Below are 24920 nucleotides of genomic sequence, written 5' to 3'. Positions count from 1 at the left end.
AACATGGATAGCCATATGCATATTTACAATACGCTGACGCGTCGCAAAGAACCTTTCACCCCGCTTGTAGCGGGAAAAGTCAGCATGTATGTCTGCGGCATGACGGTGTATGACTATTGCCATCTTGGTCATGCCCGCGTCATGGTCGCCTTTGACGTCATCACCCGCTACCTGCGTGAGCGTGGCTACGATGTTAACTATGTGCGCAACATTACCGATATTGATGACAAGATACTGAAGCGTGCTGACGAAAATGGTGAAAGCATCACCGCGCTAACCGAGCGCATGATTGCCGCCATGCACGAAGATGAAGCGCGTCTGTTTGTTTTGCCACCGACTCATGAGCCCCGCGCCACCGGTCATATCGACGATATCGTGGCAATGATTGAAACGCTGATTGAAAAAGGCTTTGCCTATGCGGCCGATAACGGCGATGTTTACTACCGTGTACGCAAATTTGCCAATTACGGCAAGCTCAATAATCGCCAACTAGACGATATGCGCTCTGGTGCTCGGGTGGATGTTGATGTTCATAAAGAAGACCCACTCGACTTTGTACTTTGGAAGGCTGCCAAACCGGGTGAGGCCCACTGGTCGTCGCCGTGGGGGAATGGGCGTCCCGGCTGGCACATCGAGTGCTCGGCGATGTCGACCTGCTGCTTGGGTGATACCTTCGATATTCACGGTGGCGGGCCGGATCTAACCTTTCCGCATCATGAAAATGAGATTGCGCAAAGCGAAGCGGCCACTGGCAAGACCTACGTCAACACCTGGATGCACGCTGGGGCAGTGCGGGTGAACAAGGAGAAGATGTCCAAATCTCTGGGCAACTTCTTCACCATTCGCGATGTACTGGCCGAACACGACCCTGAAGTGGTGCGCTTTCTGCTGGTGGCCAGTCACTATCGTAGCCCGATCAACTATTCGGTGGATTCACTGACCGAAGCACGCAAATCGCTGACACGTTTATACACAGCGCTAGAAGGCGTCGACACTGACGCTATTGCCAGCAGTAAGGCATCCCCTTACCGAGAGCGTTTTACTCAGGTCATGGACGATGACTTCAACACGCCTGAAGCGCTGGCGGTCATGTTTGAGCTGGCGCGTGAGGTCAATCGCGCCAAGCAGGAGCAGCCCGACGAGGCCGCTAGGCTTGGGGGCGAGCTCAAGCAGCTAGGGGCTATTTTGGGGCTGCTTCAGCAGGCGCCGCAAATTTTCCTGAAAGGCACGCAGCAACAGGGTATGCCGCTTAGCGAAAGCGAGATTGAAGCGAAAATTGCTCAACGTATTGAGGCGAAAGCGAATAAGGACTTCGCTCAGGCGGATGCGATTCGCGATGAGCTCTCAGCCCTAGGGATTATTCTTAAAGACTCACGCGAAGGTACTTCTTGGGTGTTAGAAGCAACTTAAACGCCGATGGCTTTATCTTAGGCTCTGACTTAAACGCTGATGGCTCTTATACTTCATAAGAGCCTCAGTAAAAAGCCCACTTCAAAAGGAATTCCAAGATGCGCTTTTCAGCTAATCCTATCATTGCTAAGCCCCTAATCGTTGCTTGCGCCGTATCCGTTTTTTCCCTTTCCCAGGCCAGCGCCAATGAGCCGGTAGTGGTGTCCTCCAAGATCGACACGGAAGGGTCGGTGTTGGGTGAGCTGATCATTCAGACTTTGGAACGCAACGATATTGCTACCGAAAACCGCTTACAGCTTGGTGGTACTAGCGTTGTGCGGTCGGCATTAGAAGCTGGCGAAATTGATGTGTACCCTGAGTACACGGGCAATGGTGCCTTCTTTTTTGATATGGCCGACAGTCCAGTGTGGAACGATGCGGATCAAGCGTTCGAAACCGTTAAAGAGCGTGACGCGGAACAAGGCTTGGTCTGGCTGCAGCCAGCTAGTGCTAACAACACCTGGGCAATGAGCGTCCGCGAAGACGTAGCCACTGAAAATGAATTGGTCAGTTTAGAAGACCTCGCGGCCTATCTGGCGGAAGGAGGGGAGTTCAAATTCGCCGCCAGCGCTGAATTTGTGGAATCCGCACAGGCGTTACCTGCGTTTCAGGAAGCCTACGGTTTTGAATTGAGCGATGAGCAACTGCTGGTGCTGTCGGGTGGCAATACTGCTGCCACCATGCGTGCCGCCGCCCAGCAAACCAGTGGCGTTAACGCCGCCATGACTTATGGCACCGACGGTGGCTTAAGTGCACTGGGTCTGGTCGTACTGGAAGATACTAAAGGCGTGCAGCCCGTATACCAGCCTGCCCCCGTGGTGCGTGAAAGCGTGCTGGAAACGTATCCCGAAATGGAAGCGCTGCTCAACGAGGTCTTTGCCACCCTTGATCTGGTCACTCTGCAAACGTTAAATGCAGATGTTGCCGTTAACGGGCTGTCACCGACCCAAGTGGCCAGCGACTATCTGGATACGCTAGCTGATTAATGTGTTTATGCCTGGGATAGCTAATTAATGTCGTTGCTGGATGCATTGTCCACCCCTCGGCTTCGCTGGGATGGGCGGCACCCTAACACTGTGCTTGTTAGCCTCAGTCTTATCATGCTGGCCGCATTCTGGAGTTTGGACGTGGTTAGCATGGCTCCCAATCGGATTGTTCAGGGAACGAGCTACGGCGCGCTTGAGGCCTTAGGCTGGCCCGGCGCGCTGTTAGCCACATTACTGCTCAGTTTCATTGGCATATTAGCGTGGCAACCGAGTCCCCGGCACTATCGCGCTCTGTTAGCGGCAGTAATGACCTTGATGGCACTCATGCCCGTGGGGTTAATTGCCAGCAGCTATTTACTGATTGACCCTGAACTGCCCCAGGCGCGTTTAGGCCTGGGGGCAGCGTATTGGGTAGTGCTGTTTGTATTACTACTGTGCTTAATTGAAATACGCTTACGCTTAAAGCTCACTCGTCTCTGGCCCACGCTGCTGTTATGTGGCGTGGCATTGGTGTGGTGGCTGTGTGCAACTTTGTGGCTGGATAGCCTTGCCTTGGTGCAGGAGTTTAAGGCGCGTGATCGGCAGTTTCTGAGAGCTATTGGTCAGCACGTGACGCTGGTTGGGGCTGCCGTCAGTATTAGCGTGGTGGTTGGCTTAGTGCTAGCGATGCTGATGCGCCGCTATGCACGGCTGCAGAAAAGCGCTTTCGCAGTACTCAATTTTCTACAAACCATTCCCAGTCTTGCCTTGTTTGGCCTGCTACTGGCGCCGCTTGCTTGGCTTGCTGCCAACGTGCCATTGCTAGGCCAGCTTGGCGTTAGCGGGATCGGTACGACGCCTGCCTTGATCGCACTGATTGCCTATAGCCTGCTCCCCATGGTGCGTAACACCTATATCGCTCTTGAAGAAGTAAGCCCCGATACCCTGGAAGCCGCCAAGGGGATGGGAATGCGTGCTGGCCAGCGTTTTTGGCAGGTGCGGCTACCGCTGGCGCTGCCGGTGCTACTTGAGGGGGTGCGTATTACCACGGTTCAGGCCATTGGTCTTACCGCCGTTGCCGCTTTGATCGGGGCGGGTGGGCTCGGCACCTTTATTTTTCAGGGTTTGGGTCAAGCAGCCATGGACATGGTTCTGCTCGGCGCACTGCCCATTTTAATGCTGGCTCTGGTCGTGGATGCGGGCTTGGGCGCCCTGGCAGAAGCACTGCGCCCCGGAGGAACACGATGATTGAGCTTTCCCATGTCTCAAAGCGATTTGGTGAAGAAACCGCGGTGGATGATATTTCGCTGCGTGTGCCTAAGGGCAAATTTTGTGCGCTGGTAGGTACCTCCGGCTGTGGTAAATCGACCACGCTGCGCATGATCAATCGCTTAATCGAGCATAGCGAGGGTGACATTATTCTGGATGGCCAGGCCATTGAGGTGTATGACCCGGTAAAGCTACGCCGCCGGATTGGTTATGTCATTCAGCACACCGGTTTGTTCCCTCACTGGAACGTGGCGCGCAATATTGGTTTGGTACCGCGTTTATTGAAGTGGTCAGCCGCCGATGTCCAGGGGCGGGTCGAAGAGTTGATGGACTTGCTAGGCTTGCCTGTCGGGGAGTTTGCGCATAAATATCCTCACCAGCTTTCAGGTGGGCAGGCGCAACGAGTCGGTGTGGCAAGGGCATTGGCCGCGGACCCCGATATTTTGCTGATGGATGAACCTTTCGGCGCCCTTGATCCGATTACCCGTGAAAAGCTTCAGGATGAGCTGGCCAAACTACAGGCGCGGCTGCACAAAACGGTGGTCTTCGTTACCCATGACATGGATGAAGCCCTCAAGCTAGCGGATCATTTGGTGGTGATGCGCGAAGGGCGAATCGTGCAGCAGGGTTCTCCGCTCGCGCTGTTGCAACAGCCAGCCGACTCGTTTGTCGAGTCATTGTTGGGAGGGCTTGAACGGGGGCTCAAACAGGCTGCTTTAACCCGCGTTAAAGATCACATGACCTCCATGGGGCCGACTCTGCCCGCTCAATCACGAATCCCGGCCGATTTTTCGCTGCGTCAGGCGCTTTCCATGATGCTGCGCGACCACAGCGATAGGCTTACAGTTGTCGATCAGCACGATGTCCCCATTGGCGAGCTATCGCTGCGCAGGATCATCAAGGAAGCACAACTGGATAAAGGAAGTGCGCGTGAGTAATTCGCTGAGTGTCGCGCAGCCACGCAAAAGAGCCCCGCTGTGGCTTTGGCCACTGGTGTGGGGAGCACTGCTGTTGCTCAGCGTTGTGGCCATGTCTGCTGCCGAGCCACTGTTTCGCTGGATAGAACCCGATGCCAGGCAGGTGATTTATGACCGGGCTGATTTCTATGTACTGCTGGGCCGCCACCTCCTTGTGGTGGGCATAGCGGCGCTTGTGACCGTTGTTGTAGGCGTCTCAGCTGGCATTGCGGTAACTCGCGAGCGCGGCAGTGATTTTTTACCGCTGGTAGGGCAGTTGGCCTCGCTGGGACAAACCTTCCCGCCTGTGGCCGTGCTGGCGCTGGCGGTACCTGTACTCGGATTTGGTACCTTGCCCATCATTGTCGCCTTGATGCTGTATGGCATGCTGCCCATCGTGCGTAATACGCTTGCCGGACTGCAGGCGGTTGATATCGACATAAAGACCGCCGCACACGCCATGGGCATGACGCCGACACAGACATTGCGTTATGTCGAGCTGCCGCTGGCGGCCCCAGTCATCCTGGCGGGCATTCGCACCTCTGTCACCATCAATATCGCCACGGCTGCTCTGGGGGCGACTGTTGGAGCCAGTAACCTTGGCGACCCGATTATCTCCGGCATCGTTAACGGCAATATGGCCTATGTAGTTCAGGGGGCGTTGACCATTGCGTTATTGGCATTGACGGTCGACAGCCTGTTTGAACTGCTGCAGCGTCAACTACGTTCCCGCCTCTCTGCGCCTTAAGCTCTCTCTGCGCCTTAAGTAGCATCCCTAAAGTTCTTGTGCTGCGGTACTGTCCTTATTGTTGTGGTAACCCTGGATGTTGCGTTGGCCTATGGCAGATAAATCCACTGGCATAAACGGTCAATACCAACAACACTGCCCTCAAAAGGGGTAAAACAAGGACAATAATGATGACACAGTACGTACACCAGCCGGAGTTCATGACCGGCGACGAATTTTCGATTCCCACCTTTAGCCTGCTTAATCCCGAGGGTGAGCTCTATAGCGGCGCCATTGAACCGGCGCTTGAACGTGACCATGCCCGGCGCATTTACCAGGCAATGCTGGCCACGCGTATTCTCGATGAACGCATGATGGCCGCTCAGCGCCAGGGGCGGTTGAGCTTCTACATGCAGTGTACCGGGGAAGAGGCCGCCGTAGTGGGCGCCACCGCTGCGCTAAATGACGCCGATATGATTATGGCGCAGTACCGCGAGCAGGGCGCCTTGATGTATCGCGGCTTCTCAATCGACGAATTTATGAATCAGCTGTTCGGCAACGAGCTGGACTACGGCAAAGGCCGTCAAATGCCGATTCATTATGGGTCGCGCAAGCTGCACTACATGACCATTTCGTCCCCCTTAGCGACTCAGATTCCTCAGGCCACGGGTTACGCTTACGGCCAAAAATTGGCTGGTAACGGTCACTGCACGTTAACTTTTTTTGGGGAAGGCGCTGCCTCAGAGGGTGATTTCCACGCCGCGCTGAATATGGCCTCAGTGCATCAGGTGCCGGTGATTTTCTTCTGCCGTAACAATGGCTATGCGATTTCCACTCCTGCCGTCGAGCAGTTTGCTGCCGACGGTATCGCACCGCGTGCCTTTGGCTACCACATGCATGTGATCCGGGTAGATGGCAACGACGTGCTGGCTGTTTACGAGGCAACCCGGCTGGCACGTAAGATCGCCGTTGAGCAAAATCAGCCGGTATTGATCGAGGCCATGAGCTATCGCCTTGCCGCACACTCCTCTTCCGATGACCCTTCTGGCTACCGCTCGAAAGATGAGGAGGAGGTGTGGCGCGCCAAAGACCCACTGCTGCGGCTGCAAAAATGGCTCCTGAAGAAACAATGGTGGAGCGAAGAGGAGGAGACCTCCCAGCAGGAAACCCTGCGTCGTGAAGTGCTGGAAACCATGAAGCGAGCAGAGAAACGCTCGTCACCGCCGCTGGAGAGCCTGATCAGCGATGTGTATGCCGATATCACTCCGTCGTTGCAGCGCCAATTCGATCAGTTAAAACGCCACATCCGTCGCTACCCCGAGGCTTATCCCCGCGGGGCGCAGTCGTTGGATTTAGACGTGGGCACCGAGACTGATACCCAGGGAGAGGCGTAACATGGCTACCATGAACATGCTCCAGGCAATTAATAATGCACTGGATATCGCCATGGCCGAGGATGAAAAAGTCATCTGCTTTGGTGAAGACGTGGGTATTTTTGGCGGCGTATTTCGGGCCACCAGTCACTTGCAGGAGAAGTACGGCAAAGCGCGCTGCTTCAACACTCCCCTTGTCGAGCAGGGCATTATAGGCTTTGCCAACGGCTTGGCGGCCCAGGGCTCAGTGCCTGTGGCAGAAATACAGTTTGCTGACTATATCTTTCCCGCGTTTGACCAGATCGTTAACGAAACCGCCAAGTTCCGCTACCGCTCAGGCGATCTGTTTAACGTTGGTGGTTTGACCATTCGCACCCCTTACGGTGGCGGTATCGCCGGTGGTCTCTATCACTCCCAATCCCCCGAAGCTTATTTTACTCATACGCCCGGACTTAAGGTGGTGGTGCCGCGCAACCCCTATCAGGCCAAAGGGCTACTGCTTGCTGCTATCCGCGACCCGGACCCGGTACTTTTTCTGGAGCCTAAGCGTCTTTATCGCGCTTCGGTAGGCGACGTGCCTGAAGAGGATTACCAGCTTCCCATTGGCGAAGCCGAAATCACCAAAGAGGGCACGGATATTACCGTGGTGGGCTGGGGCGCGCAGATGGAGGTAATCGGCAAAGCGGTCGAGTTAGCCGAAGAGCAGGGCATCGCCTGTGAAGTGATCGACCTACGCTCACTGCTACCCTGGGATGCGGATACGGTAGCTGAATCGGTGTTAAAAACTGGTCGCCTCGTGGTGAGTCATGAAGCGCCGTTAACCGGCGGTTTTGCCGGTGAAATTGCCGCCACTATTCAAGAGCGTTGTTTTCTCTACCTGGAATCGCCCATTGCCCGGGTGACGGGTCTGGATACGCCTTTTCCGCTGGTGCTGGAAAAAGAGTATCTGCCTGATCACCTGAAGATTTTTGAAGCGATTCGCGAAAGCGTCAACTTTTAGCGCCAGGAGAAAAACAATGAGCGATTTTTTACTACCGGATATTGGCGAAGGTATTGTCGAGTGCGAAGTCGTCGAATGGCGCGTCGCTGAAGGCGATCAAATTGAAGAAGACCAGCCTATCGTTGAGGTCATGACCGACAAGGCTCTGGTGGAGATTACCGCCCCCGAAGCAGGTGTCGTGACCAAACTCTATGTGGCCCAGGGTCAAATTGCTAAAGTCCATGCGCCGCTGTATGCCTATCAAGTGGATGGGGCCAGTAACACTATGAGCGAGGCCGAGCCAGAAACTGCGCAATCGGCCTCCAGCGATAAGCCAAAGACGCCGGAACCGTCCACTACTTCAGGTACTTCGGCGGCTGGCCGCTTATATGACAAGGTGCCAGCCAGCCCTGCCGTTAGGCGCCTAGTGCGTGAACACTCGCTACAGCTTACGGAGATCGCTGGCAGCGGCAAAGATGGCCGGGTGTTAAAAGAGGACGTGCTGGCGCATCTTGATCAACCAGCGCAAATAGCAGCGGCACCAAGCCAGGCAGGCGTTAAGCGCTCAATCGAAAGCAAAGCGCCAAGAGTAGAGCCCCTCCGCGGCGTGCGGGCCGTCATGGCCAAGCGTATGGTCGAGGCAGCCAGCACTATTCCGCATTTTCACTACGGCGAAGAGATCGATGTTACCGTACTGCTGGCGCTGCGAGAGCGCTTGAAAGCGGTGGCCGAGGCCCAGGGCGAGCGGCTGACGCTGATGCCATTTTTTATGAAAGCCATGGCGTTAGCTATCGCCGAAGAGCCCATCGTTAATGCCCAGCTAAATGCCGCGGGGGATGAGCTGCACTACTACACCCAGTGCAATATCGGGATGGCGGTGGATAGCAAAGCGGGCTTGATGGTGCCCAATGTCAAAAACGTTGAGCGCTTAACCCTATTGGATATTGCCCGGGAAGTCGGCCGTTTAACAACATCGGCGCGGGAGGGGCGGGTAGATCAGGCGGATCTAAAAGGCGGCACCATTAGTATTTCCAATATCGGTGCACTGGGAGGCACCTACGCCGCGCCGATTATTAACGCGCCGGAAGCCGCCATTGTGGCGATTGGTAAAACCCAATGGTTACCGCGCTTTGATGAGCAGGGTGAGGTGCAGCGCCGCGCGATTATGACCATCACCTGGGCGGGCGATCACCGCTTTATCGACGGTGGTACCATTGCGCGTTTCTGTAATGCCTGGAAGGGCTTTCTGGAAGCCCCAGAGACCATGCTGCTTCACTTGGGCTAGCAGGGCGACTTATGTCCCAGGCACCGCTTCAGCAGTTTTACATACCCGAAGAGCAGTCGGTATATCTGCTGAGTCATCACGATGCCCGCAAGCTTAAAGACTGGGTGGCGCTGTGCCAGGCGCAGCTCTCCCAGTTGGGCTATCAGGGCATCGAGCTCATTGGCAAGGGTGCCTACGGTTTTGTATTTGCTGGCAGCACCGTCCACCAAGGTGCTGTAGCGCACTATGTGTTTAAATTCTCGCGCATTACCCTACCCACGCACTTGCAGGAACGCCTCGAAGAGGAGGCGTTTATGCTCGAGCAGGTGTCCCATCCTCGCATACCAGGTCTCATTGCCTACCAGCGTTCCCGGGGGCAGTCCATTCTGGTGATGGAGCGTGCCCCCGGCTGGAATCTAGAGCAGGTATCGCTTAAACAGGGGCGCCTCTCACCCCGCTTGATTGTGCGCATGGCGGCGCAGTTGGCCGACATCCTGCTTACCCTGCGCCGGGAGTCAGGCTCCCAGGCACGGCCGGTAGTGCATGGCGATATTAAGCCTTCTAACTTGGTATATGACGCCGAGCAGGAGTCTATTGCGCTAATCGATTGGGGCTCATCGGTATTTGCCCAATTGGATGCTCAACTGCAGTTTGTGGGCGCCAACGTCATGGAGCTGATGTCGGATAATCTGCAGCAAACCAATGCCCGACTGGGCGATGTTTACTTTATTGGCGAAGAGCAGTTAAACGGCGCACTGTCATCGCCGCGATTTGATGAGCAGGGCGCAGCAGGCACCCTGTATGCGCTGGCGTCGGCGCAGTCGTGTCGATTTGGCCATCGGGCGATTCCCGCCAGTTCGCTGGGGTTACCGATGGAGTTTGCCCGCACCCTGGATGGAATGCTCGACCCCGACCCTCTGGTGCGGCGCAAAGCAGGCGACTACTTTCTAAACCACATGTCGCGTATGGCCAGAGTCGTAATGATCGATCTGCCCGCATCGCACAATGTACCGCTGGTGCCGGTATGGGCGCGCCCCGCGCATCAGGAGATCGATACCGTGGTCTATAGCTCGCGCAAAGCCTTCCTGCGCGAAGCCTTTTCACAGGAAGAGCATGCTCAAGAAACCCTGAATGATGTCAATGACGTACAACTCGATCGCTATTACAAACAGTTTATGCAGGGTATGGGTGAAACCGAAAAGGCCTTTTTGGCGTCGGTGAGCCGCTTGGGCAAATATCCGGTGGTGGGGGGCTTGGCGGTACGCTGGGAGCGGGAAGGGGTATATATCGACTCGTCGTTAAATTTACACGACCCGACGCTGAAACCTGCGTTTATCGAAGCGGTCAATAATATGGTGCACTTGGCGCGGGCAATTCACCGCCAGGGCGTGTTTAAAAGCTGCTTGTTTAACGCGCGGCAAACACTGCACTTAGAACGAGCTTCCGTGGATGAAGCTTTCGTTAGCGAACCCAGCATGGCGATAGGCTATGAGTTGAGCGCAGTACCGGAGCTCGAGGATCGCACCCGTCAGCACAGCTACTTTGAGGATGGCCCCGACCCAGAAGAGCTGTTGGTACTGCCCGAGGCGATTATGCATGTGCTGCAGCAGCTCAATGATATTCACCATACCGGCATGATCATTTTTGAAGCGCTGCCACAGCACCTCAAAATACACAGCTACTACCGCCTGCTGGATCCGGCTCGAGAGGGAGAGTTCCGCACGCTGCTGGCGCGCATTCTCGCCTCGGTAGACCAAATAGAGGGTCTAGGCGTCTCGGGCTACATGAAGATGCCCTACAAAGACACCCGTTATTTTACTCATCTTGAAAGCCAACCCGAACGCTACTACCCCCGCGACCCGCGGGAGTATGTCCGAAGGGCAACAACGTCCTAATCACGCTGGCTTAGTCACTGCTAGCTTAATCAAGGGGATTAGCTTCCTCCTGATTGGCCAGCCAGTTGACCAGTTCCTCAGCAAGCTCGTCGCTAGCGATACCAAACGCATTAACCACATCAGGTATATCGGTGCTTATTGATTGCGCGCTGGTGGTGAAGCTTTGAGACGCGATTGAAGCGCGGTTTTGAGTGCTGACGAGCTGAACATCGAGCTGAACTTTCACCGTGGGCGGACGGGTAGCGTAGTCGCTCTGAAAGTGACGTAGTTCGCTGAGCAGCAGTTGCTCGGAAGGCAGGCTATCGCTACCCACGCTGGCGAATAGGCGGCTCTGCTGTAACCCAGTGATCAAGCGCGATTGGAGTAAAGCAGGGGCATTCTCTTGCCAGCGGGCAGCTTCGTACACATTAACCACATTACCCTCTGGGTAAACCACAATACGGTTGCTACTCAGTAAATGCCCCGCCTGCGGAGCAGCCACAGCAAGGCGTTGGCGGGTGGTCATAGAATCTGATGTGACGGGCTGTATATCGCTACTGGGCAAACGATACAGCGTCGCTGGCTCACTTTCGGGCAATATTGAACAGCCACTACTCATCAGCAGTACGGCAGTAACGCAGACAACAGAAACGAAAACAGCGGGGCGTAACTTCATGGGCGGAACTCCTCTACCTGATCACGGCCCAGAAAAAAGTCTGTTGGGCTCTCCTCTAGCTGGCGGGTAATACGATCCAATGTATCGAGCGTGGAGCGCAGCGAAGAGAGCGCTGGGGCAATATCTTGCGCGCCCTGCAGGCTGCCCTCGATGGCACCAGCGTTAGTTTCCACTAACTGCTCAATGCGTTGAGCCGCCCGGGCGACATCGCTACTCGCATCAGCGGCGCTCTGCATTACCAGCCGGCCCTCTTGACGCAGCAGCTGTGTCGCTTCCTGGCTAAGTGCGTCGATGCTGCTAAGCGTGTTAGTTGCTTGGCGAGTGGCTTCGCCGAAAAGCGCCATATTTTGATCCAAGGCGTTCTGCTGGGCGGCAATCATCTCGGTAATCTGAGCAATGTTGGTTAAAATATTGCCTGCCTGATCACGGTTATTATCGTCAAACAGCTCGTTAACGTTTTTCAGGATTGAGTTGATGTTCTCGATCATATCTTCGCCTTCATCGAACAGCGTGGCGATGGGCGAAGGGTCTGCGCTTATAAACGGCGCTTCGATATCGGTTTGGTCAATCAGCAGCGGGGCTTCAGGGGTGCCGCCGTGGAGTTGCACAGACATGCTGCCGGTGATGCTGGCAAAGGCAAGTTTTGCCCGCGTGTCCGTCTTGATCGGTGCGTCATCGTAAACGCGGATATGGGCAATCACCTGCCGAGGGTCATCAGGATTAAGGTTAAGCTCGGTGACGTCCCCCACCTCAATACCGTTATATTGCACTCGGCTGCCGACCGATAAGCCGCTAACGCTGCGCTCAAATAGAATGCGGTAAGGCTGGTAGCTACGTTCACCGGCTGCGTAGCTCATCCATAGTGCAAACAGCAGCGCCGCGACGGCGGTTCCCAGTGTGAACAGACCTATCAAAACGTGATGTGCGCGGGTTTCCATCGACCCTCACTCCTGAGTGTAAGCATTCGTTGAAAAGGCGGCATGAGCACGCTGAGCGGCTCGACCACGCGGCCCGTGAAAGTAGTCTTGAACCCACTCGTCGTCGGTATCCGCCACTTTATCAATGGTATCTACGACTAATACGCGTTTTTGCGAGAGTACCGCTACCCGGTCGCAGGCGGCGTATAGCGTATCCAAGTCATGGGTAACCAGAAATACGCTGAATCCCAGCGCATTGCGAAGGGTGACTAGCAACTGATCGAAGGCCGCCGCGCCGATAGGGTCAAGCCCAGCGGTCGGTTCATCAAGGAATAGAATCTCAGGGTCAAGCGCTAAGGCGCGGGCGAGGGCGGCGCGCTTGACCATGCCACCAGATAGCGACTCAGGAAACTGCAGTGCTGCCTGTGGCGGCAACCCGACCAGCGCAAGCTTGACCCTGGCAAGATGCTCGGCGTCTTCACGGGGTAGCCTGGCATGTTCAATTAGCGGTAGGGCAATATTCTCTTGTAGGTTCAACGAGCTAAACAGCGCACCGCGCTGAAACAGCACGCCAAAGCGCCGCTCTATTTGGCTACGTTGCTTGTCGTCTAGCTCGTTAAGCGTATTGCCAAGCACTTCAACCGCGCCGCCATTGGGTCGTTTCAAACCAACGATACTACGCAGAAGCACTGATTTACCGGTACCTGAACCGCCCACAACGCCAAGAATTTCTCCGCGCTTAAGGGTCAAATCCAGGTTTTCATGAACTACATGGGCGCCGAAACGGTTAACTAATCCCTTTACCTGAATCACCGGTTGATCGGGTTGTGGTGTCGATTTAGCTGAATCTATCACCAGCCCATCTCCATAAAGAACAGCGCGGCGACGGCATCAATCAGAATCACCATAAAAATCGATTGAACGACGCTTGACGTGGTGTGTTCTCCCACCGACTGCGCGCTGCCGCTGACCTTAAAGCCTTCAAGGCAGCCAATAACGGCGATCACAAAGGCAAACACCGGTGCTTTGCTAAGGCCTACCAAAAAATGCGTCACCGATACGTCTTTTTGCAACGTGGCCATAAACTGGGTAAGTGAAATATCCAGTGATAGGGAGGTGACCATGGCGCCACCCGCTAAGCCGCTGAGCATACCTACAAAGGCGAGCATGGGCAGGCTAATTAACATCGCCATTACCCTTGGGAGTACCAAAAGCTCGATAGGATCTAGCCCTTGGGCCTGCAGGGCATCAATCTCTTCGTTGGATTTCATGGCGCCGATCTGGGCAGTAAAGGCGCTGGCGGTTCGTCCTGCGAGTAGGATCGCAGCAAGCAGAACGCCGAACTCCCGCAAGAAAGAGAACGCAACAAGATCGATGGTATAAATGGTGGCGCCAAAATCCTGCAAAACGGTAGCGCCAAGGAAAGCCACGACGGCACCCACCATAAAGGTTAGTAGTGCGACGATGGGTACGGCGTTAAGACCGCTCTGCTGAATATGGGCAACGGTGGCCGTTAAACGCCAGTGGCGTGGCCGCAATGCCAGATGGAAGAGGGTGGCCATGACAAGACCAATAAAGGCCAGCAGCTGGTGCTGCTGAGACCAAAGCCCCACCATTTGTTGGCCCACACTGGCAAGCGCTTGGCTAATACGTGAATAGGAAGGAGGAGCAACATCAAGCGGCGCTTCCATGGCTTCGGCAATACGCACAAGCAGTGCCTGCTGCTCTCTCGGCAGCTCTGCTGCCCAGTCGGCTACTGCACGCGCTTTCTCAACGCCAATCAGCTCAACGATGAGTATGGCACCAGCGGTATCAAGGCGCGTGATCGCGTCTAGCGAAACTGTCGCACCCGTTGGCTTGCCGGGCTCTGTGTTAATGAGCTCTGTGTGAATAAGCGCCGTTTTGATATGCCGGTAGTTGGCAAGCGTCCACTCGCCTTTGAGGGTTACTGTTTGATCATGACGCGCTATCCACTCGCTTGGCATCCCCACTCCTTGGCGTTCTTGGTATCGATGCGCTTGCTTAGAAGTCTATGATGCATTCAAACGGGCGTTAGTTAAAGTCTCCCTAGCTTGAATTTACCGTGCCGAGCGGTCTCTTGGCGCTAGTTCCTGCTTAATCTGATTAGCGACTTCCTTGAGACGAGGGCCTAAGTTATTAACCAAGCGGTCGTGATCCAAGCGCAGGCTGGAGCCGCCGCAGTTAATCGCCATGACCTCGGCGCCATCTTCCAAAATCAGCGGCATCGCCACGGCGCTAATATCGCGCTGCCAATCCTGCTCAGAGAGGCAAAAACCGTACTGCGCATAGTCTTTAAAGCTCTGTTGTATACCCGCTTCATAACGCGGCCAGTCACTACCATACTCGCTGGCCAACTCCTGGAGCACCTGCTGGCGCCGTTCGTCAGACAAGCCGCATAGCCAGGCACGGCCAATCGCAGAAGTGGCAATGGGCAGGCGGGAGCCCGTGTCCAGGCGAATGATTAGCGGCCCATGGCCGTGGCAGGTTTCCAGGTAGACCATGTCGCTGCGGTCGGCCCCACCCAGGCTAACGTTACAGTCGGTAGCATCGGCAAATTTCTGCAGATGCGGGCGAGCAATTTCGCGAATACCCATATTGGCAAGAAAGCGATACCCCAAGGCCAAGACACCTGGCCCAAGGCGGTACTTTTCCAGGTGGGTATTGTGCTGGAGATAGCCCAACTGGGTCAGGGTATAGGTTAACCGTGACACCGTCGGGCGAGGAATACTTGTACGGTTGGACAGCTCAGCATTGCCTAAATACTCTTCACCTGCGCCAAAGGCGCGCAGCAACTCTAAGCCGCGCGCGAGCGCAGTCACAAAGTTGCGATCTTTTCCGGGCAACTGCAGGTCGTCAGCATCAGTGTCGGTGGGGTGCATTCAATATCCCAACAATAGGTGGCTTATGGCGCCCAGTATCGCATATCTACTTAGACGCAGCGTTCATGCCTATCAACGAAATAGCGGCTGTTTGACACTAAATCAGCTGTCCAGACGCTCGATAATTGTGGCAATGCCCTGACCGACGCCGATGCACATGGTAACCAACGCATAGCGCCCACCGGTCGTTTCAAGCTGTCGGAGAGCCGTAAGCGCCAAGCGTGCTCCTGAAGCCCCTAGGGGATGGCCAATGGCGATAGCGCCGCCGTTGGCATTCAAGCGTGGATCGTCGACGGAGAGCCCCAACTGCTGCACGCAGCCAAGCACCTGAACGGCAAACGCTTCGTTAATTTCAATCACATCCATCTGCTCAAGGGTAAGCCCGGCACGCGCCAGCGCTTTTTGTGAAGCGGGTACTGGCCCTAACCCCATCACCCGCGGCGCAACACCGGCAACGGCGCTGGCAATAATGCGCGCGCGTGGGGTTAAGCCTACACGCTCACCGGCAGCCTGGGTGCCCACAATTAGGGCGGCGGCGCCATCGTTAAGGCCTGAGGCGTTGCCTGCGGTCACTACGCCGCCCTCAAACAGTGCGCCTAACTTGGCCAGCTTATCTTCGGTGCTTTGCGGGCGTGGATGCTCGTCTTTATCTATCAGCAGGGGTGGCTGTTTGCGGCCTTGAGGCACTTCTACACCAAACATCTCACCGTCGTAGAAGCCGGCTGCTAGTGACTGGGCGTAGCGCGCCTGGGAGCGGGCGGCAAACGCATCGCTGGCATCGCGGCCTATGTTGAGATCATGGGCAATGTTATCGGCGGTTTCCGGCATGCTGTGGCTGCCGTACTCTTTGGCAATCCAGGGGTTGGGGAAGCGTGAACCTATCACCGTGTCGAACATCGGCTGGTTGCGGGCAAAAGGGGAGTCTGCTTTACCCAATACATAAGGTGCGCGGGACATGGACTCAACGCCACCGGCCAAAAACAGCTCGCCTTCACCCAGTCGAGCTGCCCGGGCAGCATCCATCATCGCCGCCAAGCCACTACCACAAAGCCGGTTGACGGTTTGGCCCGCCACTTCAATAGGCAGGCCTGCCAACAATGCACCGTGGCGGGCCACGTTACGGGAGTCTTCACCTGCCTGGTTGGTGCAGCCTGCCAACACCTCTTCATAGCTTTCCGGCGCAAAGGGGTTGCGGGCGACCAGCGCTTTCAGCGTCAGCCCCAGCAGTTCATCGGGGCGAATAGCCGCCAAGCTGCCACCGTGGCGGCCAAAAGGGGTGCGTAAACCGTCGTAAATATAGGCGTCTTGCATGATGGTTTTCCTGTTGTTGTTAAGTTGTTGTTAAGCAGTCGTTAGCGACATTTGCAGAGCGGCACGACGGCGCAGCCATGGGCTAGGGCGATAGCGTGGGTCACCGGTGGCCTCGAGCAGGTTATTGAGTATCGTCATAATACGCGTGGCGCCGTAATGGTCACCCATAAGTAGCGGGCCGAAGGGGTAGCCCAAACCCAGCTCAACTGCGCGGTCGATAGTGGCGGGTTCCGCGACGCTTTGCTGGGCAATCTCGGCACCAACGTTAACGATGCAGGCAACAACGCGTTGAAGAACAAAGCCGTTACTGTCTTGAAGCGTGCTCACCGGGGTGCCGTCGTGGTTGAGTAGGCTTTGCGCTGCTTGAATGAAGGTGTGCTGAGTTATCGGTGTGGTCATCATGCTGCGGCGTTTATCTAGCCCCGCGAGCATATCCACCGCCACGCACTGTTTGGCGTCTAGCCCTTGGCGCAGCGCACAGCTAGTAGCGTCTTCACCAAAAGGCGTCAGCAGGCAGAGCGCTTGCTCAGTGGGCTGTGGGCCGGTCTCTAATGGCCAGCCCGCCGTGTTGACCAATTCAGCGAGTGCTGCGGCGGATTCGGGGTCGTCTTGACTGATCCACACCGGGCAAGGAGACACCTCAGCGATAGCGGGCTCATCCGCCATTTGTTGCTTGCCTTCCACATAGCGGTAAAAGCCTTCGCCGGTTTTACGCCCCAGCAAGCCTGCAGCCAAGCGCTGCCGCGTTAGCGGTGAAGGGCGGAAGCGCGCTTCCTCATAATACTGGTGATACACCGATTCCATCACCGCGTGGGAGACATCCAGTCCGGTAAGGTCCAGCAACGTAAACGGCCCCATTCGAAAACCACCCTGATCAACCATAATGCGATCAATGGTGGCTGGGTCGGTAACGCTTTCGCCTAGAATACGCAGCGCTTCGGTGCCGAAGGCGCGCCCGGCGTGGTTGACTAGAAATCCAGGCGTATCGGTAGCCTGGGCAGTAAAGTGGCCCATGGCTTTGCCCAGAGCATTCACCCGCTGGGTGACCTCATCGGCGGTGCGTAAACCAGGAATGACCTCGGCAATCTTCATCAGTGGGACGGGATTAAAGAAGTGGAAACCAATCACTCGCTCAGGGTGTTGGCAGGTAGCGGCAATGGCGGTGACGGATAGTGAAGAGGTATTGGTCGCTAGCACGGCCTGCTGGCTGACAATCGTTTCTAAATCACTGAACAGACCCTGCTTGGCCTCAAGCTTCTCGACAATGGCTTCTACGACGATATCGCAGGGGGCCAGCGCGGCGAGTTCGCTTGCCTCTGTTAACTGCTCACTATAATGCTGCGCCTGCTCTTTAGTGATGCGCTGCTTATCAGCACTTCTCTCCCATAGGCCGTTAATAAACGTTTTGGCTTCTTTTACAGCACCCTCCTTAACATCGAACAGTATGACCTTTAGGCCTGCTTGGGCCGCCAGTTGAGCGATGCCACGGCCCATGGCGCCAGTGCCGACAATGCCAAGCGTGGTGAAGGGGGAAGGTGTTGATTCGCTAGCCATACGCCAAATCCTCGCTGCAAGTGAGTGCTTTATAGATTTTGATTCTGCATTGCAGAACTGTGTTTCAATTATTGACTGCCATCCTAGGCTATGCAAAAGTGCCTGACAAGAATAGTGAACAATAGTTTTGCTATGCAAAATATGCGCATTGTCCATGCTCAGCGCTACTTCTAATGATAACGCTAACTATAAAACCCGTTGCCACCAGGAGCCGTCATGATTCGCGATCCCGAACTGATTAACCAGCTTGTCGATACCATCGCCCGTTTTGTCCGTGAACGCCTAATTCCCAATGAGGCGAGACTGGCAGAGGAGGACGCGGTACCGCCGGAAATCCTTGCTGAAATGAAAGAGATGGGGCTGTTTGGGCTTTCGATTCCAGAAGAGTACGGCGGCCTGGGGCTGACCATGGAAGAAGAAGCGTTGGTGGCGATGGAGATAGGTAAAACGTCGCCCGCCTTCCGCTCGGTGTTTGGTACTAACAACGGCATTGGTGCCCAGGGCATTTTGATTGATGGCACCGACGAGCAGAAAGCCAAGTATGTGCCGCGTTTGGCAACGGGGGAGATTCTTAGCTCGTTCTGTTTGACCGAGCCGGATTCAGGCTCCGACGCGGCCAGCCTGCGGACGACCGCGGTGCGCGACGGCGACCACTACATCTTGAACGGCACCAAGCGCTATATCACCAATGGCCCCGAAGCTGACCTGTTCACTGTGATGGCACGCACCAACCCGGAGAATAAAGGCGCGGGCGGTATTTCTGCGTTTATTGTTGAAGGCGACACCCCTGGCTTAGTGCGCGGCGCGGCGGATAGCAAGATGGGCCAAAAGGGGGCTCACACCTGCGATATTATTTTTGATAACTGCCGGGTCCCCGCCGAAAACATTATTGGCGGTAAAGAGGGGCAAGGTTTTAAAACGGCCATGAAGGTGCTGGACCGCGGACGGCTGCACATTTCTGCAGTCTGTGTCGGTGTGGCTGAACGCTTAGTGGAAGAGTCTTTACGCTACACCATGGAGCGTAAGCAGTTTGGTGCTGCCCTTGCCGAGCACCAGTTGATTCAAGCCATGCTGGCAGATAGCAAAACCGAAGCCTACGCAGGCAAAACCATGGTAATGGATGCCGCGCGGCGCAAAGATGACGGCGAAAATGTTTCGACGCTGGCCTCCTGCTGCAAACTGTTCTGCGCCGAAATGGTAGGCCGTGTGGCCGACCGCGCCGTGCAGGTGCACGGCGGCGCGGGCTATATGTCCGAGTACGCCGTTGAGCGCTTCTACCGTGATGTACGGCTATTCCGTATTTACGAAGGTACTACGCAAATTCAGCAGATCGTGATTGCTCGGAATATGGTGCGGGAGGCGTCCTAATGGCTTTGTCGGTACCTTACCAAGCGCCGGATGAAAGTATTTTTGGACGTCTCGCTAGCGAACTAGTGGCTGAGCTTCCCGAGCGGCTCAGCACCCGCGTGCTTGAAAATGCCAAACGTATGGGTGATCAGCCCGCCATTGTGGATGGCAGTGTGCGTTGGAGTTATGCAGAGCTGGGTGAAGAAATACACGCCGCCTGCGACTGGTTAAGCGCGTTGGATATTCGCCCAGGCGACCGGATTATGACGGTGAGCGAAAACTGCCGCGCCCTGGTCGTGCTATTGCTGGCCGCCAGCGAGATGGATGTGTGGGTAGCGATTGTGAATTCGCGCCTCTCAGCTCAGGAAGTTGACCTGATCCAGGGCAACTGCTTGCCCCGGCGCGTGTTCTATACCTGCGATGCGTCGCCAGAGGCGTGCCAGCACGCCGAGCGCCACGCCGCCGACCGCTATCAGCACCCTCAGTTGGGTGGGCTGGCGATTTCTTCTCTATACGAGAGCGAACCCGAGCCGGTCTGCGCGAGCGGTGCCGAACAGGTGGCCGCCATGATCTACACCTCGGGCACGACCGGCACCCCTAAAGGCGTCATGCTGACTCATCGTGGCATTCTCTATATCGCCTCAATCTCAGGCGGCATGCGTCACTTAAGCGAAGGCCAACGGGTGTATGGCGTGCTGCCTATGTCTCACGTGTTCGGTCTCTCATCGGTCTGTATGGGGTCGCTGTATAACGGCGCCTGCCTCTATACCGTGCCGCGTTTTGATGCAGCGCATATGCTGGACACACTAAAGCAGGAGCGAATCACCGTGCTCCAGGGCGTGCCCGCTATGTATGCCCGGGCGTTAGAGTTTTTAAAACGCGAGCAACGCACTCTTGAAGCGCCTGAGCTGATTTACATGTCTGCGGGTGGTTCGCCGTTGGATAGCGACACCAAAGTGCGGGTGGAGGCAGCCTTTGGCCTAACGCTACATAATGGCTACGGATTAACCGAGGCCAGCCCCACCATCAGTCAAACCCGTATTGATGATCGCCATACCAACAGCACTGTTGGTCGTGTATTGCCCCTGTTGGAGTATCGTCTGGAACCGCTAAGCGATAGCGGCACTGCCGAGCAGCCCGGTGATGAAGTGGGTGAACTGTGGGTGCGCGGCCCCAATATTATGAAAGGCTACTTTCGCCAACCGGAAGCCACCCGCGCTACTCTGACCGAAGAGGGTTGGCTCAACACCGGCGACATTGCCAAGCTCGATCATGATGACCAGCTGTATATCGTGGGGCGTAGCAAAGAGCTGATTATCCGCTCGGGCTTCAATATCTACCCACCGGACGTGGAAGCGGTGATCAACGAGCACCCGGCAGTAACACTGACTGCCGTGGTAGGGCGCCAGATCGCCGGTAACGAAGAAGTCGTGGCCTTTGTGCAGTGTGAGCCGGGCGTTGACGTTGATATGGCGGAGCTCAAGGCGTTTATCGCCGAGCGGTTGGCGCCTTACAAACGGCCTACTCAAATTGTATTGATGGATACGCTACCTTCCACCGCCAGCGGCAAAATTCTTAAAGGGCGGTTGCGGGATTTAGCACAGCAGGAGAGCGGGTTATGAGCCCTTCGCAAATACATACGTCAGATACGTCTCAACAAGCGCTGATGGGCTATCACGAACTGCTGGGCATGCAGGGGCAGCCAGACCGCGCCGTGGTGGAGCTCACTATCGAGCCCAAACATCTAAACCGTAGTGGTAATGTGCACGGTGGCGTATTGGCCTCGATGCTGGATAGTGCGCTGAGCTTGGCAGGTCTGCACTGTGACGTACCCGGCAATATTCGCCGGGGAATGACGCTGTCACTGACTACCACCTTTGTTGGACCCGCTCGGCAGGGCGTGCTAAGGGCAACAGGCAGTGTGCGCGGTGGCGGTCAGAAGACTTATATGAGCAGCGGCAAGATCGTCGATGAACAGGGCACTTTAGTGGCCATGGGTGAAGGTTCATTTCGCCGTCGCAGAGGTAGCGAATCGCCTGAGGGCTTTGCGGATAACAACCCCGGGGAGCCTGCTGAGTGAGCCCAGCCCGTCTGCGGGTCTCGCTACTGCTGCTAGTCACTCTGGCAACGCTATACCATCTGGTGGTCGGCAACCTATTTTGGCAGGCGGTTGGCATTGGCGCATTGCTGCTCTATTTAGCAACGCTGGTGGGTCAGCTTACCCGTATGGCCAAAGGGTTGCTGCTGGTGGCGGGCGTGTTGACGCTAGTCGCGTTGTGGCGATCGCCAAACCCCGCTCAACTGCTGTTTGAGGCCAGCGGGCGTTTTGCTTTTTTTGCCACCTTTGTGGTGGCGCTGAGTATGCTGCGCTTACCTGCCTATCGTTCCCGTTTGGTGCGCCGATGCGGTCAGAGTATGTTGCATCAACCCCCCAGCCGCCGCTACCCCATTTTGTCGTTAGGTTCGGCACTGTTTGGAATTATCCTTAATATTGGCGTGCTTAATCTGTTCGCCGCCATGATCGAAAAAAGCAACACGCTAGGCGCCGCCCAAGGGCGCGCCTGGGTTCGCGAAGCTCGCCAGCGGCGCATGATGCTGGCGCTGCTGCGTGGGTTCTCCCTGGCGCCACTTATTTCGCCCATGGGTATCGGCGTCGCGGTCGTGCTGTCGAGCCTTCCTCAAGTCACCTGGCTTGAGCTTGCGCCGTATATTTTGGGCGCCGCAATGCTGATTTTTCTAGCGGGTTGGGCAGTGGATTACTTAACCGGTCCGCATCCGCCTGCCAATAAAGCACAGGCAACTTCACCTTCTTTACGCCCGCTGGCGCAGTTTAGCGTGTTGCTTGTCGGTATTGTCGCGCTGGTGTTCTCTATTGCCTGGCTGCTTGATTTACGGCTGCCTATTGCCGCGCTGTTGGGCGCACCTACCGGTGCATTTCTATGGCTTGCCTGGCAGCGACGCAGGCTCGGCTATGGCGGGCTACCTGCGGCAATGACGGTGGTGCATCGTCAGCTACCTTGGTTGCTGTCGCCCAGTGCCAATGAAATCGTGGTGTTGGGAGCAGCGGGCTATTTAGGCCACTTATGCGTTGGATTAGTGGATACACAACAGTTGGCACCGCTATTAACCGTGTTAAATCAGTGGGGCGCCTTTAATGCCGTGCTGGCTATGCTAATGGTGGTGGGGCTTGCCCAAATAGGCGTTAATCCGATTGTAACGGTGACGCTATTGGTGGGCTTACTGCCACAATTAGCTATTGAGGGCCTGACGCCGCCGCTAATTGGCGCGTCACTCATGGTAGGTTGGGCGCTGGCGCTAATGTCGTCGCCGATGACGGCATCCATGCTGATTTTATCGCGGTTTACCGGGGTGCCCGCCACACGCATTGGCTACCGTTGGAACGGCCGATTTCTGGTAACCTCGATTCCACTGTTAGCGGGGTGGTTTGTCTGGTCACCTTTTTAAGGGGCGCCACAATAAAGAAGCGCTTGACCTTTGTCCGGCGTTTTTTTATTGTTCTTGTTATAAAGTGAAACAATATTCTGCTATGCGAAACTGTATATTTGTTAATCGCATGAAGTATTTATTAATCGCCTGGAGCACGCCTTATGAAAATTCTCGTCGCGGTTAAACGCGTTATCGACTACAACGTCAAAATTCGCGTTAAAGCGGATCACTCGGACGTGGATCTCACTAACGTCAAAATGGCCATGAACCCGTTCTGCGAAATTGCCGTGGAAGAAGCGGTACGCCTGAAAGAGAAGGGTGTGGCCACAGAAGTGGTTGCCGTCACCGTTGGCCCCAAAACCGCCCAAGAGCAGCTGCGTACGGCACTGGCGCTGGGCGCGGATCGTGCCGTTCATATCGAAACCGATGAGCGCGCCGAATCCCTGGCCGTGGCCAAGCTACTGGCTAAAGTGGTCGAGGAAGAGCAGCCGGGCTTAGTGATTCTCGGCAAACAGGCCATCGACACCGACAACAACCAGACCGGCCAGATGCTTGCCGCGTTGACCGGCCTGCCCCAGGGCACGTTTGCGTCAGAAGTGGCGGTCGACGGTGACAAGGTGCATGTGACCCGTGAAATCGACGGCGGTCTGCAAACCATTGCCCTGACGCTGCCGGCGATTGTGACCACCGACCTGCGCCTCAACGAGCCGCGCTACGCCAAGCTCCCCGATATCATGAAGGCCAAGAAAAAGCCGCTGGATGTCAAAACCCCCGCCGATTACGGTGTCGAGGTTGCCTCCAAGGTGAGCCTGCTAAAAGTCGAATCGCCAGCGGAGCGCAAGGGTGGCGTTAAAGTCGCCTCGGTAGACGAACTGATCGATAAACTCAAAAACGAAGCCAAAGTACTTTGAACAAGGTGCTTTAAAGAGGAGCTGATTCCATGAGCATTCTGGTACTTGCTGATCTACACGAAGGCCAACTGGCTGGCACCACCGCACACGTTGTGGCGGCCGCCCAAGCCATCGGCGGCGATATCGACGTTCTCGTTGCCGGTGAAGAGGTGCAAGCCGCGGCCGAGTCTGCCGCCAAGCTTGACGCCGTGAGCAAAGTGCGCGTCGCCGATAACGCCGTTTACGCCCACCAACTGGCCGAGCCCATGGGTGCGCTACTGGTTGAGCTGGCTGGTGATTACACCCACGTGCTGGCCAGCGCCTCCACCACCGGCAAAAACGTGCTGCCACGCCTGGCGGCCCTGAAAGATGTTAGCCAGCTGTCGGATGTGCTTGGTGTGGAGAGTGCCGACACTTTCTTGCGCCCGATCTATGCCGGTAACGCCATCGCCACGGTTAAAAGCGATGACGCGCTGAAGGTCATCACCATCCGCACCACCGGCTTTGACGCGGTAGGCGCTAGCGGCAGTGCACCAATTGAAGCGGTCGACACCGTGGTGGAAAACACCCAGTCCAGCTTTGTCAAAGAGGAGCTGGCGAAATCTGATCGGCCTGAGCTGGGCGGTGCCAAGGTGGTGATCTCCGGTGGTCGCGGCATGGGCAACGGCGAAAACTTCAAGCTGCTTGATGGCATTGCCGACAAACTAGGCGCGGCCATTGGCGCTTCTCGCGCCGCGGTAGACGCAGGTTTTGTGCCCAACGATATGCAGGTTGGTCAGACCGGTAAGATCGTTGCCCCGGATCTGTATATTGCCGTGGGTATCTCCGGCGCCATCCAGCACCTGGCGGGTATGAAAGACTCTAAGGTCATCGTTGCGATCAACAAAGACGACGAAGCGCCGATCTTCCAGGTTGCTGACTACGGGCTGGTGGGCGATCTATTCGAGATACTGCCGGAGCTTGAGAGCAAGCTGTAAACGCCCTTAAGAGAGTCTCGTAAAAGCCCCGTAAGGGGCTTTTTA

General features: G+C 56.0%; 22 protein-coding genes. 15 read left to right on the top strand and 7 right to left on the bottom strand.

What is annotated here, in order from left to right; all coding sequences use genetic code 11:
* The first annotated feature begins 15 nt into the window (after window positions 1-15).
* The 9 genes from cysS to HZS80_RS13615 all read left to right on the top strand — a co-directional run bounded on the left by cysS (window position 16) and on the right by HZS80_RS13615 (window position 10877).
* Window positions 16-1410 (top strand): cysteine--tRNA ligase, encoded by a 1395-nt coding sequence (gene cysS / locus HZS80_RS13655; protein WP_179916393.1) that lies wholly within the window; start codon window positions 16-18, stop codon window positions 1408-1410.
* Between the two features lie 98 nt (window positions 1411-1508).
* Complete coding sequence (osmF, locus tag HZS80_RS13650) at window positions 1509-2435, top strand: glycine betaine ABC transporter substrate-binding protein OsmF (protein ID WP_035555590.1); 927 nt, start codon at window positions 1509-1511, stop codon at window positions 2433-2435.
* A gap of 27 nt (window positions 2436-2462) precedes the next feature.
* Window positions 2463-3662: an ABC transporter permease gene (locus HZS80_RS13645; RefSeq protein WP_179916392.1), complete on the top strand. Its 1200-nt coding sequence runs from the start codon at window positions 2463-2465 to the stop codon at window positions 3660-3662.
* Complete coding sequence (locus HZS80_RS13640; RefSeq protein ID WP_035555597.1) at window positions 3659-4621, top strand: ABC transporter ATP-binding protein; 963 nt, start codon at window positions 3659-3661, stop codon at window positions 4619-4621. Before HZS80_RS13645 ends, HZS80_RS13640 begins: the two co-directional genes overlap by 4 nt.
* A complete protein-coding gene (locus tag HZS80_RS13635) occupies window positions 4614-5387 on the top strand; it encodes an ABC transporter permease (RefSeq protein WP_179916391.1) in 774 nt (257 codons plus the stop codon). The genes HZS80_RS13640 and HZS80_RS13635 overlap by 8 nt, the downstream gene beginning before the upstream one ends.
* 170 nt (window positions 5388-5557) lie before the next feature.
* Complete coding sequence (locus HZS80_RS13630) at window positions 5558-6760, top strand: thiamine pyrophosphate-dependent dehydrogenase E1 component subunit alpha (protein WP_179916412.1); 1203 nt, start codon at window positions 5558-5560, stop codon at window positions 6758-6760.
* Between the two features lies 1 nt (window position 6761).
* Complete coding sequence (locus HZS80_RS13625; protein WP_179916390.1) at window positions 6762-7739, top strand: alpha-ketoacid dehydrogenase subunit beta; 978 nt, start codon at window positions 6762-6764, stop codon at window positions 7737-7739.
* A 16-nt stretch (window positions 7740-7755) separates the two neighbouring features.
* Window positions 7756-9003, top strand: coding sequence for a 2-oxo acid dehydrogenase subunit E2 (locus HZS80_RS13620; protein WP_179916389.1), 1248 nt, complete (start codon window positions 7756-7758; stop codon window positions 9001-9003).
* 11 nt (window positions 9004-9014) lie between these two features.
* Window positions 9015-10877, top strand: a complete 1863-nt coding sequence (locus HZS80_RS13615; protein WP_179916388.1) for a protein kinase domain-containing protein — start codon at window positions 9015-9017, stop codon at window positions 10875-10877.
* 25 nt (window positions 10878-10902) lie between these two features.
* On the opposite strand, the gene HZS80_RS13610 is transcribed toward HZS80_RS13615, so the two are convergent.
* From HZS80_RS13610 to HZS80_RS13580, 7 genes are all read right to left on the bottom strand, one after another.
* Entirely contained in the window at window positions 10903-11532 is a 630-nt protein-coding gene (locus HZS80_RS13610) for an ABC-type transport auxiliary lipoprotein family protein (RefSeq protein WP_035555612.1), read from the bottom strand.
* Window positions 11529-12470, bottom strand: a complete 942-nt coding sequence (locus tag HZS80_RS13605; RefSeq protein ID WP_179916387.1) for an MlaD family protein — start codon at window positions 12468-12470, stop codon at window positions 11529-11531. Before HZS80_RS13605 ends, HZS80_RS13610 begins: the two co-directional genes overlap by 4 nt.
* A gap of 6 nt (window positions 12471-12476) precedes the next feature.
* The gene (locus HZS80_RS13600; protein WP_179916411.1) at window positions 12477-13301 is read right to left on the bottom strand and encodes an ABC transporter ATP-binding protein; all 825 of its coding nucleotides are present in this window, start codon (window positions 13299-13301) and stop codon (window positions 12477-12479) included.
* Window positions 13301-14434, bottom strand: coding sequence for an MlaE family ABC transporter permease (locus HZS80_RS13595; RefSeq protein ID WP_179916386.1), 1134 nt, complete (start codon window positions 14432-14434; stop codon window positions 13301-13303). Before HZS80_RS13595 ends, HZS80_RS13600 begins: the two co-directional genes overlap by 1 nt.
* Window positions 14435-14527: 93 nt before the next feature.
* Window positions 14528-15349: an IclR family transcriptional regulator gene (locus tag HZS80_RS13590; RefSeq protein WP_179916385.1), complete on the bottom strand. Its 822-nt coding sequence runs from the start codon at window positions 15347-15349 to the stop codon at window positions 14528-14530.
* Window positions 15350-15451: 102 nt separating this feature from the next.
* The gene (locus HZS80_RS13585; RefSeq protein ID WP_179916384.1) at window positions 15452-16660 is read right to left on the bottom strand and encodes a 3-oxoadipyl-CoA thiolase; all 1209 of its coding nucleotides are present in this window, start codon (window positions 16658-16660) and stop codon (window positions 15452-15454) included.
* A 30-nt stretch (window positions 16661-16690) separates the two neighbouring features.
* On the bottom strand, window positions 16691-18214 hold the full coding sequence (locus HZS80_RS13580; protein ID WP_035555630.1) for a 3-hydroxyacyl-CoA dehydrogenase: 1524 nt from the start codon (window positions 18212-18214) through the stop codon (window positions 16691-16693).
* A gap of 216 nt (window positions 18215-18430) precedes the next feature.
* On the opposite strand from HZS80_RS13580, the gene HZS80_RS13575 reads away from it, so the two are divergent.
* The 6 genes from HZS80_RS13575 (at window position 18431) to HZS80_RS13550 (ending at window position 24875) form a co-directional block, all read left to right on the top strand.
* Window positions 18431-19582 carry an acyl-CoA dehydrogenase family protein gene (locus tag HZS80_RS13575; protein ID WP_035555633.1) on the top strand — a complete coding sequence of 384 codons (1152 nt, stop codon included), beginning with the start codon at window positions 18431-18433 and terminating at the stop codon, window positions 19580-19582.
* Window positions 19582-21183, top strand: coding sequence for a class I adenylate-forming enzyme family protein (locus HZS80_RS13570; protein WP_179916383.1), 1602 nt, complete (start codon window positions 19582-19584; stop codon window positions 21181-21183). The genes HZS80_RS13575 and HZS80_RS13570 overlap by 1 nt, the downstream gene beginning before the upstream one ends.
* The gene (locus HZS80_RS13565; RefSeq protein WP_179916382.1) at window positions 21180-21641 is read left to right on the top strand and encodes a PaaI family thioesterase; all 462 of its coding nucleotides are present in this window, start codon (window positions 21180-21182) and stop codon (window positions 21639-21641) included. The genes HZS80_RS13570 and HZS80_RS13565 overlap by 4 nt, the downstream gene beginning before the upstream one ends.
* The gene (locus tag HZS80_RS13560; protein ID WP_179916381.1) at window positions 21638-23026 is read left to right on the top strand and encodes a hypothetical protein; all 1389 of its coding nucleotides are present in this window, start codon (window positions 21638-21640) and stop codon (window positions 23024-23026) included. Before HZS80_RS13565 ends, HZS80_RS13560 begins: the two co-directional genes overlap by 4 nt.
* 143 nt (window positions 23027-23169) lie before the next feature.
* On the top strand, window positions 23170-23919 hold the full coding sequence (locus HZS80_RS13555) for an electron transfer flavoprotein subunit beta/FixA family protein (protein WP_035555646.1): 750 nt from the start codon (window positions 23170-23172) through the stop codon (window positions 23917-23919).
* Between the two features lie 29 nt (window positions 23920-23948).
* Window positions 23949-24875, top strand: a complete 927-nt coding sequence (locus HZS80_RS13550; RefSeq protein WP_179916380.1) for an electron transfer flavoprotein subunit alpha/FixB family protein — start codon at window positions 23949-23951, stop codon at window positions 24873-24875.
* The last annotated feature ends 45 nt before the right edge of the window (window positions 24876-24920 follow it).

The sequence above is a fragment of the Vreelandella glaciei genome, from assembly GCF_013415125.1.
Classification (GTDB): Bacteria; Pseudomonadota; Gammaproteobacteria; order Pseudomonadales; family Halomonadaceae; genus Vreelandella; species Vreelandella glaciei.
Note: the sequence above shows the minus strand (reverse complement) of the source record. Positions and strands in the feature narration are given on the sequence as shown.

Excerpts from the sequence above, each read along its gene's own strand:
- cysS (WP_179916393.1), top strand. The coding sequence starts at position 16 with ATGCATATTTACAATACGCTGACGCGTCGCAAAGAACCTTTCACCCCG.
- osmF (WP_035555590.1), top strand. The coding sequence starts at position 1,509 with ATGCGCTTTTCAGCTAATCCTATCATTGCTAAGCCCCTAATCGTTGCT.
- HZS80_RS13645 (WP_179916392.1), top strand. The coding sequence starts at position 2,463 with ATGTCGTTGCTGGATGCATTGTCCACCCCTCGGCTTCGCTGGGATGGG.
- HZS80_RS13640 (WP_035555597.1), top strand. The coding sequence starts at position 3,659 with ATGATTGAGCTTTCCCATGTCTCAAAGCGATTTGGTGAAGAAACCGCG.
- HZS80_RS13630 (WP_179916412.1), top strand. The coding sequence starts at position 5,558 with ATGACACAGTACGTACACCAGCCGGAGTTCATGACCGGCGACGAATTT.
- HZS80_RS13625 (WP_179916390.1), top strand. The coding sequence starts at position 6,762 with ATGGCTACCATGAACATGCTCCAGGCAATTAATAATGCACTGGATATC.
- HZS80_RS13620 (WP_179916389.1), top strand. The coding sequence starts at position 7,756 with ATGAGCGATTTTTTACTACCGGATATTGGCGAAGGTATTGTCGAGTGC.
- HZS80_RS13615 (WP_179916388.1), top strand. The coding sequence starts at position 9,015 with ATGTCCCAGGCACCGCTTCAGCAGTTTTACATACCCGAAGAGCAGTCG.
- HZS80_RS13610 (WP_035555612.1), bottom strand. The coding sequence starts at position 11,532 with ATGAAGTTACGCCCCGCTGTTTTCGTTTCTGTTGTCTGCGTTACTGCC.
- HZS80_RS13605 (WP_179916387.1), bottom strand. The coding sequence starts at position 12,470 with ATGGAAACCCGCGCACATCACGTTTTGATAGGTCTGTTCACACTGGGA.
- HZS80_RS13595 (WP_179916386.1), bottom strand. The coding sequence starts at position 14,434 with ATGCCAAGCGAGTGGATAGCGCGTCATGATCAAACAGTAACCCTCAAA.
- HZS80_RS13590 (WP_179916385.1), bottom strand. The coding sequence starts at position 15,349 with ATGCACCCCACCGACACTGATGCTGACGACCTGCAGTTGCCCGGAAAA.
- HZS80_RS13585 (WP_179916384.1), bottom strand. The coding sequence starts at position 16,660 with ATGCAAGACGCCTATATTTACGACGGTTTACGCACCCCTTTTGGCCGC.
- HZS80_RS13580 (WP_035555630.1), bottom strand. The coding sequence starts at position 18,214 with ATGGCTAGCGAATCAACACCTTCCCCCTTCACCACGCTTGGCATTGTC.
- HZS80_RS13575 (WP_035555633.1), top strand. The coding sequence starts at position 18,431 with ATGATTCGCGATCCCGAACTGATTAACCAGCTTGTCGATACCATCGCC.
- HZS80_RS13570 (WP_179916383.1), top strand. The coding sequence starts at position 19,582 with ATGGCTTTGTCGGTACCTTACCAAGCGCCGGATGAAAGTATTTTTGGA.
- HZS80_RS13565 (WP_179916382.1), top strand. The coding sequence starts at position 21,180 with ATGAGCCCTTCGCAAATACATACGTCAGATACGTCTCAACAAGCGCTG.
- HZS80_RS13555 (WP_035555646.1), top strand. The coding sequence starts at position 23,170 with ATGAAAATTCTCGTCGCGGTTAAACGCGTTATCGACTACAACGTCAAA.
- HZS80_RS13550 (WP_179916380.1), top strand. The coding sequence starts at position 23,949 with ATGAGCATTCTGGTACTTGCTGATCTACACGAAGGCCAACTGGCTGGC.